The organism is Streptomyces sp. SLBN-8D4 (assembly GCF_049739545.1).
GTDB lineage: Bacteria > Actinomycetota > Actinomycetes > Streptomycetales > Streptomycetaceae > Streptomyces > Streptomyces canus_C.
The window spans coordinates 6,579,351-6,593,631 of sequence record NZ_JBMGQC010000001.1; the positions used below are offsets into that span (position 1 = coordinate 6,579,351).

General features: G+C 73.3%; 7 protein-coding genes. 3 read left to right on the top strand and 4 right to left on the bottom strand.

What is annotated here, in order from left to right; translation table 11 throughout:
* Nucleotides 1-5: 5 nt before the first annotated feature.
* Nucleotides 6-4,328 carry an HAD-IC family P-type ATPase gene (locus RKD20_RS29825; protein WP_424880388.1) on the top strand — a complete coding sequence of 1,441 codons (4,323 nt, stop codon included), beginning with the start codon at nt 6-8 and terminating at the stop codon, nt 4,326-4,328.
* A gap of 88 nt (nt 4,329-4,416) precedes the next feature.
* On the opposite strand, the gene RKD20_RS29830 is transcribed toward RKD20_RS29825, so the two are convergent.
* Entirely contained in the window at nt 4,417-5,862 is a 1,446-nt protein-coding gene (locus RKD20_RS29830; RefSeq protein WP_424880389.1) for an MFS transporter, read from the bottom strand.
* A gap of 106 nt (nt 5,863-5,968) precedes the next feature.
* Between RKD20_RS29830 and dusB the strand changes: the two genes are divergently transcribed.
* Complete coding sequence (dusB, locus tag RKD20_RS29835; protein ID WP_424880390.1) at nt 5,969-7,090, top strand: tRNA dihydrouridine synthase DusB; 1,122 nt, start codon at nt 5,969-5,971, stop codon at nt 7,088-7,090.
* A gap of 405 nt (nt 7,091-7,495) precedes the next feature.
* Here dusB and RKD20_RS29840 read toward each other — a convergent pair whose 3' ends face one another.
* The 3 genes from RKD20_RS29840 to RKD20_RS29850 form a co-directional block, all read right to left on the bottom strand.
* Nucleotides 7,496-9,232: a CDP-alcohol phosphatidyltransferase gene (locus tag RKD20_RS29840; RefSeq protein WP_424880391.1), complete on the bottom strand. Its 1,737-nt coding sequence runs from the start codon at nt 9,230-9,232 to the stop codon at nt 7,496-7,498.
* 151 nt (nt 9,233-9,383) lie between these two features.
* Complete coding sequence (locus RKD20_RS29845) at nt 9,384-11,324, bottom strand: glycogen debranching N-terminal domain-containing protein (protein ID WP_424880392.1); 1,941 nt, start codon at nt 11,322-11,324, stop codon at nt 9,384-9,386.
* The gene (locus tag RKD20_RS29850) at nt 11,321-12,745 is read right to left on the bottom strand and encodes an MGH1-like glycoside hydrolase domain-containing protein (RefSeq protein WP_424880393.1); all 1,425 of its coding nucleotides are present in this window, start codon (nt 12,743-12,745) and stop codon (nt 11,321-11,323) included. Before RKD20_RS29850 ends, RKD20_RS29845 begins: the two co-directional genes overlap by 4 nt.
* A 120-nt stretch (nt 12,746-12,865) precedes the next feature.
* On the opposite strand from RKD20_RS29850, the gene RKD20_RS29855 reads away from it, so the two are divergent.
* Nucleotides 12,866-14,068, top strand: coding sequence for an ROK family protein (locus tag RKD20_RS29855; protein WP_424880394.1), 1,203 nt, complete (start codon nt 12,866-12,868; stop codon nt 14,066-14,068).
* Nucleotides 14,069-14,281: the final 213 nt, after the last annotated feature.

Genomic DNA, 14,281 nt, shown 5'->3' on the forward strand with positions numbered 1-14,281 from the left:
GAACGATGAACCGAGGACTCACGACAGCCGCCGCGGGCCTTGTCCTGGCCGGCCCGCGCCTGCTCGCCCGGGGTACGCCGGCCGCGGTCGGCGCGGCCGCCGGAGCGGTGGCCGGAACGGCACGGGCCGGGGTACGCACCGCGGACTTCGCGGCCCGCACCACGAGGGCCGCCCGCTCGGCCCTCCCGGGAGCGTCCCCGCACTGGCGAGCGGGCCACCGGGTGCACATGGCGCTGCGCGCGGAGACGGACGGAACGGCCGGAGCGGACGGAGGGGACGGTCGGGAGCACCGCGCCCGCTCCACCCCCACCGAACACCGTGCCCGCCGTCTCGTCACCGCCCTCGCCGAACATCCCGACATCGCGCTGGCCTACTGGGACGAGGGCCTCGAGCGGCTCGTCGTGACCGCGGTGGAGGGGGTGGCCACCGAGCGCGTCGAGAAGCGGGTCTCGGTGCTCGCCGAGCGGTACGGCCTTGTGGCGGACGACCAGGACGTCGAGGAGCTCGCCCATCCCGGTGACCCAGGCTCGGTGCGCACCGCCGCCCTGACGCTCGCCGCCGACGCCGTCGGAGCCGCCGCCGCGGTCACCGGGTCCGCGCTGCGGCTGCCCGCCTCGCCGCGGCCGGTGACCGCGGTGACGATGCTGCTGCGGGAGAACCCCCGCTTCAGAGGCCGGCTGCGGGAGCGACTCGGGAGCGCGCGGACGGACGTGGCGCTGGCCGCCGTGAACGCCGCCGTGCACGGTGCCGGCCAGAGCCCCACCTCCCTGCTGCTCGACGGCACCCTGCGCACCTGCCAGCTGGCCGAGGCCCTGGTGCGGACGGCCGCCTTCGAGACGGTCCACGACGACCTGTGCGTCCCCGACCGGGTCAGCGTGCCCGCCGACCAGGCCCTGCGCCCGCCCCCGCGCCCCTCGCCCGCCCAGGAGTACGCGGGCCACGCCTCGGCCGGCAGCCTCGGCGGCGCCGTCGCCGCGCTCCTCGTCAAACACGACGTGACCGAGGCCGCCGAGGCCGTCCTCGCGGGTTCCCCCAAGGCCGCGCGCTACGGCCCCGCCGCCTTCCACGCGGTACTGAGCGCGACCCTGTCGCGTTCCGGCGTCCTGGTGCGCGACCCGGACCGGCTGCGGCAGCTGGAGACCGTCGGCACCGTCCTCCTGCACCCGAGCGCCCTGCGCACCCCGGGCGCGGGCGCCGACGCCTGGGCCGAGCCGGTGCTGGACGCGGCCCGCCGCGCCGGACTCCGCGTCGTCGTCCCGGACGACCCCGCGCTGGCGGACTTCACCGGCCTCGCCGACCAAGTCCTGGACGCGGGGCGTCCGTTGCGGGACATCGTCGACCAACTCCGCGATGGCGAAGGCGGTGTGCTCACCATCGCCCGCCCCCAGGACGCCGACGTCGTCGCCGGACTCCTCCGCGGCGACGTGGCCGTCTCCCTCACCGACGGCGGCAGCGCGGTCGCCTGGGGCGCCGACGTCCTCGCCCCGCACGGACTGCCCGACGTCTGGCGGCTGTTGACCGCCGTACCGGCGGCCCGCGCGGTCGGCCACCGCTCCCAGACCCTGGCCCGCTCGGGCGCCGCCCTGTCCGGACTCCTCGTCGCCGTCGGCGAGTCGGGCCGCGGCCGACGCCGTACGGCCATCCCCGGCCTCCGGCACGCACCCGTCGACGCGGCCGCGGCTGTCGCCCTGTTCACCGGCACCCGCGCCGCCCTGCGGGTGGCCGCCACGAGCCTCCCGCACCCGCGTCCCCGGGTGGCCTGGCACGCCCTGCACCCGGACGACGTACGCGACCGGCTGGAACAGGAGGCACCCCCGGAGCCGACGCTCGTCGAGCAGACGACCGCACGGGTCCGCACCGCCGGCGACGCCGTCGTACGACTGCCCGTGCTGGCCCCCGCCAGGTGGTCGGCGCAGCTCGCCCGGGCCGTGCGCGGCGAGCTGGACGACCCGCTCACCCCCGTCCTGGCGGTCGGCTCGGCCGCGTCGGCGATCCTCGGGTCCGTGATGGACGCGCTGCTGGTGGTCGGCGCCCTCGACCTGAACGCCCTCGTCGGCGGCCTCCAGCGGCTGCGCGCCGAGCGGGCCCTGTCCGGGCTGCTGGCCCAGCAGAAGCAGAAGGCCCGGGTCGCGGACGAGGACGACGCGGAACCGCATGTGGTCGACGCCGCCAGGCTGAGCCCGGGGGACGTCATCGAGCTCGCGCTGGACGACGTCGTGCCCGCCGACGCCCGGCTGCTGTGGGAGGACGGTCTGGAGGTCGACGAGTCCGCGCTGACCGGCGAGTCCCTTCCGGTGGACAAGTCCACCGACCCGAGCCCGCGCGCCCCCGTCGCCGAACGGCACTGCATGGTCTTCGAGGGGACGACCGTGGTGGCCGGGAACGCCCGCGCGGTCGTCGTGGACACCGGCGACCGCACCGAGGCCGCCCGCGCCGTCGCGCTCGCCGCCCGTACCCCGGCGGCCGCCGGAGTCCAGGCCCGGCTCCAGGAACTCACCCGCAAGGCACTGCCGTTGACGATGGCGGGCGGCGCCGCCGTCACCGGGCTCGCCCTGGTGCGCGGCACACCCCTGCGCCAGGCGGTCAGCGGCGGGGTCGCGGTCGCGGTGGCCGCCGTACCGGAAGGGCTGCCGCTGGTGGCCACGGTCGCGCAGCTGGCGGCCGCCCGCCGGCTCAGCGCGCACGGTGTCCTGGTCCGCGCCCCGCGCACCCTCGAAGCCCTGGGCCGCATGGACACCATCTGCTTCGACAAGACCGGCACCCTCACCGAGAACCGGCTGCGCCTGGTCCGGGTCACCGGCGCGGACGGCACGGTCCACACCCCCGACGAGCCCGGCGCGGACGGCCCGCTGCGCATCGCGGCCCGCGCCTGTCCCCAGCTCGACGGCGACTCCGGGCAGCGCCCGGCGCACGCCACCGACGAGGCCGTCCTGGACGCGGCCGCCCCCGACGAGGAGTGGACCCAGCTGGAGGGCCTCGCCTTCGAGGCCGGCCGCGGTTACGCCGCCGCGGTCGGACACCCCGGCGACGGCTCCCCGGTACTGGTCCTCAAGGGAGCCCCGGAGACCGTCCTGCCCGCCTGCGCCGACCTCCCCGCCGACGCCTCCGACCGGGCCCAGTCGCTGGCCCGCGACGGCCTGCGCGTCCTGGCGGTGGCCAGGCGTCCGCTCGACGGCGACGGCGACGGCGACGGCGACGGAGACAGCGACGGCGACCGGGAGGCCGTACTCGAAGAGCCTTTGCGGGACCTGGAGTTCGTGGGCCTGCTGGCCCTCGCCGACGTGGCCCGGGACACCTCCCCGGACCTGGTGCACGGACTGCGCGAGGCGGGCGTACGGCCGGTCGTGCTGACCGGCGACCACCCGCAGACCGCCCACGCCATCGCCACCGACCTCGGCTGGCCCGAGGACGCCACGGTCGTCACCGGCGACGAACTGGCCGCCGCCGACCGCTCGGCCCGCTCCCGGATGCTGCGCGACGCCGATGTCGTGGCCCGGGTCGCGCCCGAGCAGAAACTCCAGGTCGTCGAGGCTCTCAGGGACGCGGGCCGGGTCGTGGGCATGGTCGGCGACGGCGCCAACGACGCGGCCGCCATCCGGGCCGCCGACATCGGCGTCGGCATCAACGCCCGCGGCTCGGCCGCCGCCCGCAACGCCGCCGACCTCGTCCTCACTGGCGACGACCTCACCGCCCTCATCGAGGCCGTCCGCGAGGGCCGCGCCCTGTGGCACTCCGTCGCCGACGCCATCGCCATCCTGATCGGCGGCAACGCGGGCGAGGTGGGCTTCGGCATCCTCGGCACCCTCCTGTCGGGCGCGGCGCCCCTGTCCACCCGCCAGATGCTCCTGGTGAACCTCTTCACCGACCTGTTCCCGGCGATGGCCGTGGCGGTGACACCGACGGAGAAACCCACGGAGGCGGAGGACGAGCCCTCGGTCGACGCGATCCTGGGCGCCGCTCTGACCCGACAGATCCGCGACCGCGCGATCACCACCTGCCTGGGCGCCACCGTGGCCTGGCTGATCGGCCGCTTCACCCCGGGCACGGCCCGCCGCTCGACGACGATGGCCCTGTGCGCGGTGGTGGGCACGCAGCTGGCCCAGACCCTCGCGGACCGCCGGGAGAGTCCCCTGGTCCGCGTGACGTCCCTGGGTTCGGCGGCGGTCCTGTTCGCGGTGGTGGAGACACCGGGCGTCAGCCAACTGCTCGGCTGCACCCCGCTGGGACCGATGGCGTGGGCGGGGGTCGGGGTGGCGATCGGGCTGGCGGTGGCGGGTCAGAGGTTCGTACCCGCGGTGGAGCGAACGGTACTGAGTCGACTGGGCTGAGGTCACCGACTCAGGGGCGCGGGGCTGCATCGATATGCGGCTCCGCCGCGTGGGCGCGACAAGCCCCCACCGGCCGTCAGCCGCCAAACTACGCGCTGACCCCCGCCGCCTCGCGAACCTCCGCCGACTCCAGCCGCTCAGCCGTCCGCTCAGCGGTCCGCCGGGCCCACGCCCCGCTGGTCACCGTGCCGAGCACCAGTACAGCGAGCCCACAGCCGGCCAGAATCCACCACCCCGGCACCGCGGCGGACACGAACTTCTCCTTGTACGACGAGGAGCTCAGCCCGGACGCCAACACTGCTCCGACCACCGCGACCCCGAGCGTCTGCCCGAGCTGACGGCTGGTGGAGGCGACGGCCGCCGCGACCCCGGCCTGGGCGCGCGGCATCCCGGAGACCGCGGTGTTCGTGATCGGCGCGTTGACGAACCCGAACCCGATCCCGAACAACAGGTACCCGAGGAGCAGCGTCACGTCGGACGTCTCCGCGTCGAAGGCCGCGAAGAGCACCCCGCTCACCGTCATGGCGAACCCCGCGACCACCAACGGCAGCCTCGGCCCCCGGCTCCCCACCAGCCGCCCGGCGAGGGGCGCGCACAGGAACATCGGCACCGCCATCGGCAGCATCCACAGGCCTGCGTGCAGCGCGTCCAGCCCCCGGACGTTCTGGAGGTACAGCGTCGACAGGAACAGGAACCCGCCAAGACCCGCGAACGCGCTGATCGCGATCACCGTGGCCCCGCTGAAGGGCGCGGACCCGAAGAACCGCAGGTCGATGAGGGGCTCGTCACGCCGGGGCTCGTACCAGAGGAGCCCGGCCAGCGCGAGGACGGCCACGAGGGCGAAGGGCAGGACGTACGAGAACCCCGAGGACGGCGCCTCGATGATCGCGTACGTCAGCGAGCCGAACAGCGCGATCACCAGGAGCTGTCCGACCGGGTCGGGGCGGCGGGCCCTGGGCGCCCGGGACTCGGGGACGTACCGCAGGGTGAGCAGCAGGGCCGCGAGCCCCACCGGCAGGTTGACCCAGAAGATCGAGCGCCAGCCGACCGAGTCCACGAGCACCCCGCCGACCAGCGGTCCCGCGGCCATCGAGATGCCGACGACCGCGCCCCACACGCCGATCGCCCGCGCCCGCTCGCGCGGGTCGGTGAAGGTGTTGGTGATGATCGACATCGCGACCGGGTTGAGCATCGAGCCGCCGACCGCCTGCACCATCCGGAAGGCGACCAGGGCCTCCAGGTTCGGCGCGGCGGAGCACAGCGCGGAGCCGATCGTGAAGACGATCAGGCCCGCCATGAAGACGCGCTTGCGGCCGATCCGGTCGGCCGTGGAGCCGGCCAGCATCAGCAGGGAGGCGAGGACCAGGGTGTACGCGTCGATCGTCCATTGGAGGCCCGCGGTGCTCGCGCCCAGGCCCCGCTGCATGGCGGGCAGGGCGACATTGAGGGCCGTGGTGTCGAGGCTCACGATCAGGAGGCTCATACAGCAGATCGCGAGGACCAGCATGCGTCGGCGAGGGCTGAGCTCGGGCATGCGCTCCATCGTACGCCGATTTCAATAGTGCGTCTAACTAATGGTTAATGCATGATCCGTGCACGATCCGTGTCGGCCGCCGCGAGGGATGCGTGACAATGGGGGAATGCAGATCGGTCCGCACCCCGTCCAGCCCCCCGTCGTCCTCGCCCCCATGGCCGGGATCACCAACGCGCCCTTTCGCACGCTGTGCAGGGAGTTCAGTGGCGGCAAGGGCCTGTTCGTCAGCGAGATGATCACGACTCGGGCGCTGGTCGAACGCAACGAGAAGACCATGCAGCTGATCCACTTCGACGAGAGCGAGAAGCCGCGCTCGATCCAGCTGTACGGCGTCGACCCGGCCACCGTCGGCAAGGCCGTCCGCATGATCGCGGAGGAGGACCTCGCCGACCACATCGACCTGAACTTCGGCTGCCCGGTCCCCAAGGTCACGCGCAAGGGCGGCGGCTCGGCGCTGCCGTACAAGCGCCCGCTGCTCCGGGCGATCCTGCGGGAGGCCGTGAGCGGGGCGGGGGACCTGCCCGTCACGATGAAGATGCGCAAGGGCATCGACGACGATCACCTCACCTATCTGGACGCGGGGCGCATCGCGGTCGAGGAGGGGGTGACGGCGATCGCGCTCCATGGGCGGACGGCCGCGCAGCATTACGGCGGCACGGCGGACTGGGACGCGATCGCCCGTCTGAAGGAGCACGTCCCGGAGATTCCCGTGCTCGGCAACGGGGACATCTGGTCGGCGTCGGACGCGCTGCGGATGGTGCGGGAGACGGGGTGCGACGGGGTGGTCGTGGGGCGGGGCTGCCTTGGCCGGCCGTGGCTGTTCGCGGATCTGGTGGCGGCGTTCGAGGGGCGTACGGACGACATCGCGCGGCCTTCGCTGCGGGAGGTGGCCGACGTCATGGTCCGGCACGCCACGCTGCTGGGGGAGTGGATCGGGGACGAGTCGCGTGGGGTGATCGACTTCCGTAAGCATGTGGCCTGGTACCTGAAGGGGTTCGCGGTCGGCAGCGAGATGCGCAAGCGGCTGGCGATCACGTCGTCGCTGTCCGAACTCCGGTCGGGGCTGGATGAGTTGGACCTTGACCAGCCGTGGCCGACGGGGGCGGACGGGCCGCGTGGGCGTACGTCGGGCAACAACCGGGTGGTGCTGCCGGATGGGTGGTTGAAGGATCCGTATGACTGTGCGGGGGTTGGGGAGGACGCGGAGTTGGAGACGTCGGGGGGCTGAGGGGGCGGGGGCGGGGTCGGGTGTGTGGGGGCGGGCGTTTTTGCGCAGTTCCCCGCGCCCCTGGATGCCTGCGGCGGCCTGCGCGGCCCCGGTGGAGGCTTGTGTAGCGCGTGCGGTTTGGTGGGTGAGTCGGGGCCGGGGTGGGGGGTATCCGTCCTCGGTCCGGCGGTAGCTGCTTCTTGAGCAGGGCTCGGTAACGGACGCCGGCCGCTGCGGGCGGACACCCCCCACCCCGTCCCCTTGCCGCCGTACGCGGCTACCGGCCCGTCCCGGCGCGCGGTCGTGGCGGGGGAAGGTGTCGAACGGCCCATCCTGACCGGGGCGACTGCAACCCCCTAGGGGCGCGGGGAACTGCGCGACCAGCCACGACGGACCCGCAGCCGCACCACAACCGAACCCGGCACGTCACCCCTCGGACGGGTGCGGAGTTGAGCCGTAGGCCCTCAAGAAGCGGTCTCGGAAGGAGCTCATTTTCCAGACGGGGGCGTTGTGGGCCGGCCTGAGGCCGTCTGTCCAGTTCCAGGGCGTGATCTTGTCGAGGACCTTGGGGTCCTTGGCGACGATGGAGATCGGCACGTCACGGCTGGCGTTCTCGCCGCTGACCCGGGCGATCGGCTGGTGGTCGCCGAGGAAGACGAGGACCGTGTCGTCGTTGCCGTAGCGCTCCAGCCACTGGGTCAGTGAAGTGACCGAGTAGGAGATGGACTTGCCGTACTCCTGCTTGGAGCGGGTGGGGTCGGCGATGATGTCGGAGGCTTTGTTGCCCGCCTTCTGGATGGCCTTGAAGACCGAGCCGTCGCCGAGGTCGTTCCAGTCGACCATCTTCGGGATGGGGGCCCAGGGCTGGTGGCTGGAGGTCAGGATGATCTCGGACATCAAAGGTTTGTCGCGCTTCTTGCTGTGGATCCGCTTCTGGTAGGCCTCCAGGGCGTACTGGTCGGGCATTGTCGACCAGCTGAACTTGGGTCCCTGGTAGCCGAGTTGGAAGGCGTTGTAGACCTTGTCGAGGCCGTAGTACTTCTGTTCCGGCCAGCCCTTCTGGACGCCCGGCATCACCCCGACCGTGTCCCAGTCGCCGGTCTTCTTGAAGGCCTTGGTGAGGCTGAGGTGGTCGCTGGCCATGACCGTGCGGTAGCGCTGCTGGTTGTCGATCCAGAGGCCGGAGAGGGTCGTCGAGTGGCCGAGCCAGCTGCTGCCGCCGTACGTCGCCGAGGTGAGCCACCCGCTCTTCGCGTGGAAGCCGGCCTTCGCGAGGGCCGCGGTGCTCGTGTCGAGGGTCTTGTCGACGCCGGGCGCGATGCCCGGGTCCTCGACGGCGCTGCGCCCGTAGCTCTCGATGAAGGTGAAGATCATGTCCTTGCCGCGCAGGTCGGGCACCAACTGGGCGCCCGGCGTGTTCCCGAAGGCGTCGGCCTTGGCCACCTTCTGGAAGTCCGCCTCGTCCCGCACGGTGTACACCACCCGCTTGGCCTGGAGCGCGGCGAGCGCTGCGGTGTGTTCGGAGGCCAGCGGGATGCCGAGGACCTGGAGGCCGAGGGCGGAACAGGTGACCCAGACGGTGGCGGCGAGGAGGGTGCCCCGGGTGGCGGCCCGGCGGTCCAGGACCAGCAGACCGCTCAGCCGGACCATCGCCAGCGTCATGACGGCCGGCACCAGGAGCACGAGGACGACCACGCCGATCACGGCCGCGACCGCCACGGCCCCGCCCATCGAGTCCGCCACGTACGACTGCGCGTCGTTGAGCAGCTCCCAGTCGAGGACGGGATTGAAGGGCCGCCCGAGGTAGTCGTTGAAGCCCATGTCGAGCAGGTTCAGGATCGTCATCACGCCGAGCCCCGCGCCCGACACCACGGCCACCACCAGCCGCGGCCAGCGCGGCAGCGCGAGCATCACGGCCGCCCCGATGATCGCCTCGGCCGGAATCCGCACGAACGCCCGCGGCTGCAGGTAGGCGATCTTGTTCGGCAGGAGCAGGGCCCCGAGGACGAGCAGGGCGGCCAGGATGTTCAGGGTCCAGCGCACGTTCCGTACGGCGGTGGGGTGGGCCTCCCGCCACCGGACGAACCTCGCGCGCGGGGACGGCTGGTCCGTGTCGGCCGCCTCGACCTCGGGTGACGTGCTCTCTGCAAGGGTCTCGGACACCCGAGGGTCCTTCCGTACGGTCCGTGGTGGAAGGCGGACCCGATATGGGGTCTCGGATCCGCCACAGTCCCGTACGGCCCACTTCGAGCCACAGTTCACCGGCCAGAGCAAACACCGGGCAAACGCCTGGCCAACAGGTCCTCCCCTCCGATCAGGCGCCGCCGACCGCCGTCAGCAAGGCAAGAGGGGCCGCCGCGGACCGCGACTCCCGCACGCACGCGTGCGGATACGGCACCGGCTCGCCGTGCGACTCCCGCCCGTACCCCGCCAGCACCTCCGGCAACCGGTGCCCGGTCGCCGTCGCCGCGTCCACCAGCCCGTGCGCCACCGCCCGCGCCTCGTCGTGCAGGCCGTAGCGGGCGAGGCCCAGCGTGATCAGCGCGTTGTCGTGCGGCCAGACCGAGCCCCGGTGGTAGGAGAGCGGGTGGTAGGCCGGCTGGCCGGAGGCCAGGGTGCGTACGCCCCAGCCGGAGAAGAAGTCCGGTTCCAGCAGGCGCCGGCCCACCAGCTCGCCGTACTCCTTGTCGAGCAGCCCGGACCACAGCAGATGCCCGGCGTCGGAGGCCAGCGCGTCGACCTGGCCGCCCTCTCCGTCCAGTGCGAGGGCCGGGAAGGAGCGGTCCGGCATCCAGAAGTCCCGCTGGAAGCGGTCCCGCAGATCCGCCGCGGCCTGTTCGAGGAGGGCCGCGTACGTCTCGTCCTCCCACACCGTGCGGGCGACCCACGCGGTCCGGCGCAGCGCGTCGTACGCGTACCCCTGGGCGCCCGCCGCCATCACCGGGCCGGTCGGGCGGGTCCCGTCGGCGCCGCAGATCGAGCCCGGGGAGTCCTTCCAGTTCTGGTTGGCGAGGCCGCCCTGGTCGGCGCGGTAGACGAGGTAGCCGCGCGAGGTGAGGCCGCCGTGGTCGAGCATCCAGCCGATCGCGGCGCGGGCATGGGACTCCAGGCGCCGGGCGAGGGCGGCGTCCCCGGTCTGTTCCACGTAGGCGCCGAGCAGGACGAGGAACAGCGGGGTCGCGTCGACCGAGCCGTAGTAGCGGCCGTACGGCACCTGCTCGAAGTGCGCGAGCTCCCCGTGCCGCACCTCGTGCACGATCTTGCCGGGCTGGGCCACGGAGGCCGCGCCGACCTCGGTGGCCTGGGTCGCGGCGAGCGCGGGCAGGGTCGCGGCGGCCAGCTGGGGGCGGTAGGGGAGGGCGAAGAGCGCGGTGAGCAGGGCGTCGCGGCCGAGGAGGGTGAGGAACCAGGGAGCTCCCGCGGCCGGGACGCGCAGCTCCTCGCCGTCCGGGCCGGTCGCCGGGACCTGGAGCGAGGCGAGGTCGGCGAGACCGCGGGCGCAGGCGGCGGCCAGCTCGGGCCAGCCGGTCGGAAAGGCCACGCCCTCCACGAACTCGCCCTCCATCGCAAGGAGTTGACGGTTCAGGGCAGCGGGGGAGCTCGGTACCCGGCGGGTCCGCCGGTCGCCGTGCGGGCGAGCCATCACGCGCAGGGTCAGCTCGGCCGTGCCGTGCGGCTCCAGGTCGAGGGTCCAGACCAGGCGCCTGGCTCCGGTGCCCGTCTCCTCGACGCCGTCCGGCGCCGGGTCGGCCGTCACCGTCGTACAGGAACGCCATTCGCGGCGCTGATAGCCGAACTCCACGCCGTCGTCGAGGACTTCGCGGGTGCGGGTCGCGCCGGTCTTCGTGTAGGTGCGGTGGTCGGAGCGGAGTTCGAACTGGTCTTTGAAGTCGGCGTCCGCGGTGACCGCGAGCCGGACCGTCGTCGGTACCGGGCGGTTGCTGGTGATCCGGAGGGATTCGACGAACGAGCCGTCCCCCACCGCCTGTTCGCGGAAGAGGGTGTGCGCGGGGGGCTCCTGGCGGCCGCCTCGCGGGACGAGGACACAGCGCGCGGTGTCGCCGTCGGCCACCGGCGACAGGGCTTCCGGTACCGCGCCGTCGACCGTGAGCTGCCAGCGGCTCAGGTGCCGGGCGTCGCGGACGAACAACCCGTCCGGGGAACTGCCGGCGCTCCGGACGCCGCTGATGTCGCCGCTGTCCCCCACGGCTGCGAACGTCCCGCCGTGCACGAGCAGATGATGCCGGTCCGTCATCGCCGGTTCCCTCCCTTGAGTTCCATGTCCGCCGTGACTGTGGTGTCGCTGTGCAGCAGGTCGAGCGCGAGCGCGGCGGTCCAGCTGAAGCCGGTCGCCCCGCAGGCCTCGCCGGTGTACGGGTCGACGTACTCCGCGAAGTCGGTCGCCTCGGCGAGTTCGAGGACCGACTGCCGCAGCGCGTCGGCCTGTTGGAGCTCCCCCTGGGTGCGCAGCCCGCGCTCCACGAGCCAGGCGGTGTTGAACCAGGCCGGGCCGCGCCAGTAGCGGTGCGGGTCGAAGGCCTCGCCGAGGAGGTCGTAGCTGGGCAGGAGGCGGGTGGTGGTGCCGAGGCCGAAGTGGGGGCCGGACGCGGTGTGCAGGAGGGTCGAGACGATGGTCCGCGGGAGGCCGGGGAGGAGGAGCGGGATCAGTCCGGAGACACCGCGTTCGGGGATCAGGGTGCCGCGGCCGTCCGGGGCGGGGGCCCTGAGGTCCCGGCACAGGAACATCCCGCTCGCCGGGTCCCACAGCCGCCCCACCAGAGCCTCCGTGAGCCGCTCCGCGCGCGCGTGCCGGGCCGTGCCGGGTGCGCCCAGCTCGGCGGCGATCCGGGCGAGGGCGTGCTCGGAGGCGATGAGCAAGGCGTTGAAGGCCGGGTCCTCGACGGCGAACCCGCCCGCGCCATCGGCGTATCCGCCGTCCCGGTAGTCCGTCGCCAGCCGGACGTACCGTCCGTAGTCCAGATCCGTCGGCCGGTCCTCGGCCGCCCCGTGGTCGAGGTCGGCGCGGCGGAAGGAGCGGGCCGGGGCCGGGGTGACGCGGGAGAGCGGGAGGTCCCAGGCGGGGCTGTTGTCCATACCCTGTTCCCAGGGGTGCACGACGGACGCGAGGCCGCCGCCGCCCAGGTCCCGGCGGTGCAGGAGATAGCGGTGCCAGGCGGCCAGACGCGGGTACACCCGGGCCAGGAAGCCGCGCGCCCGGGACAGACCGGGGTCGGCGCGGTGGACCAGCCACGCGGCCAGGGCGTGGACCGGTGGCTGCACGATGCCGGACGTCTGTACGGTGCGCGGGGCGCCCGCCGTGCGCCCCGCGGTGGAGGAGCGCCAGAAGTCGGGGCTCGGGAAGTAGGCGTCGAGCGGTACGGAGGGGTTGAAGACGATGTGCGGGACACGCCCGTCGCCCCACTGGGCCGTCAGCAGGGTCTCCAGCTCCGTCTGCGCGCGCAGCGGCGAGAGGTGGCGCAGGCCGATCGCGATGAAGGCGGAGTCCCAGGACCACTGGTGCGGGTACAGACCGCGTGAGGGGACCGTCGAGGCGCCGGTCCAGTTGCCCTCCAGCACCCGCGCCGCCCTCACGTGCAGGGAAGGCGGCGAACCCGGCGGATCGTATGCGATCGAGCGCTCCGCGGAACGGCTGATGAGCTGGGCAGTGCGATCCACTCGGGGCTCCCCGAAAGACGTGTGGCTGACCGGTTCGGTCAGGGCTACCGTAGGGTTACGTCTATTTAACACGCAAAACTCAATATGTAATGCAGAGTTGAGAAACACAAGGGGGTGCGCATGGGTGGACGGAGTCAGACCGGCGCCGGAGATCTGCTCGAACTGGTCCGCAGCGGGCGAGCCGTCACGCGCGGTGCGCTCCAGCAGGCCACCGGACTGTCCCGGGCGACCGTCGGCCAGCGCCTCGACCGGCTCTTCCGCGCGGGCTGGCTGCGCGAGGGTGCCGGAGGCCCCGTGGACTCCCCGCTGGGCGGCCGCCCCTCCATCACCCTGGAGTTCGACGACGCCCACGCCGTGGTCCTCGCCGCCGATCTGGAGACCCGCCACGCGCGCGCGGCCGTGCTCTCCCTGACCGGCGAGATCCTCGCCGAGCACAGCGGCACCCTGGTGATCGAGGACGGCCCGGACGCCGTGCTCGGCGAGCTGGGCCACTGGTTCGCCGAGCTGCTGGAGAAGGCGGGGCAGCGGGCGGCGGAGGTCTGCGGGATCGGGCTCGCCGTGCCGGGCCCGGTCGACCTGGAGAGCGGCCGGGTGGTCCAGCCGCCGATCATGCCCGGCTGGGACGGCTACGACATACGAGGCCGCCTCGCCAGAGCCTTCACCGAGCACGCCGGCGCGGGCCCGGTCCCGGTGCTCGTCGACAACGACGCCAACCTCATGGCCTACGGCGAACAGCGCACCTCCCACCCCGACTGCTCGGCGTTCGTGCTGGTCAAGGTGTCGACCGGCATCGGCGCCGGAGTCGTGGTCGACGGCTCGGTCTACCGGGGCATCGACGGCGGCGCGGGCGACCTCGGCCACATCCGGGTGCCGGCCGGCGCGGAGGCGCTGTGCCGGTGCGGCTCCTACGGCTGCCTCGCCGCCGTCGCGAGCGGCGGTGCCGTGGCCCGTCGGCTGGCGGCGGCCGGGGTGCCCGCGGCCTCGGGCTCGGACGTGCGGGACCTGCTGGCGTCCGGGCACCCCGAGGCGGCGGCGCTCGCGCGGGAGGCGGGACGGCACGTCGGGGACGTACTCGCGACCGTGGTGACCCTGCTGAACCCCGGGGTCCTGATGATCGCCGGAGATTTGGCCGGAACTCCCTTCCTCACCGGTGTCCGGGAGCTGCTGTACCAGCGGGCGCTGCCGCGCTCCACCGCCGGCCTGGAGGTCGTGACCTCGCGGCTGGGCGAGCGGGCCGGGCTGGTCGGGGCGGGTGCGCTGGTCGTGGAGCATCTGTACGCGCCCGAGCGGGTCGAGGAGCGGTTGCTGGCCATGGGCGTATGACGTCCGTGTTGCGGTCCCGAAACTCGTCCGCATGGTGAAATCCGGTGCGCTGTGGCAGCGTGATTCTCGCCACGCTTGATAGGGGTCGCGCTCGAATGAGCGGATCTTGGGCGACTGCACTTCTCCAAGGGGTGGCACTCAGTGCCACCCCTTGATCGTTCATCGATCGAAATCAGGCGTGCTGCATGCCGCTCAGATGAGCGATTCTGGCGG

Coding starts and splice junctions, on each gene's coding strand:
- RKD20_RS29825 (WP_424880388.1), top strand. CDS start 6: ATGAACCGAGGACTCACGACAGCCGCCGCGGGCCTTGTCCTGGCCGGC.
- RKD20_RS29845 (WP_424880392.1), bottom strand. CDS start 11,324: ATGACGGACCGGCATCATCTGCTCGTGCACGGCGGGACGTTCGCAGCC.
- RKD20_RS29830 (WP_424880389.1), bottom strand. CDS start 5,862: ATGCCCGAGCTCAGCCCTCGCCGACGCATGCTGGTCCTCGCGATCTGC.
- RKD20_RS29855 (WP_424880394.1), top strand. CDS start 12,866: ATGGGTGGACGGAGTCAGACCGGCGCCGGAGATCTGCTCGAACTGGTC.
- dusB (WP_424880390.1), top strand. CDS start 5,969: ATGCAGATCGGTCCGCACCCCGTCCAGCCCCCCGTCGTCCTCGCCCCC.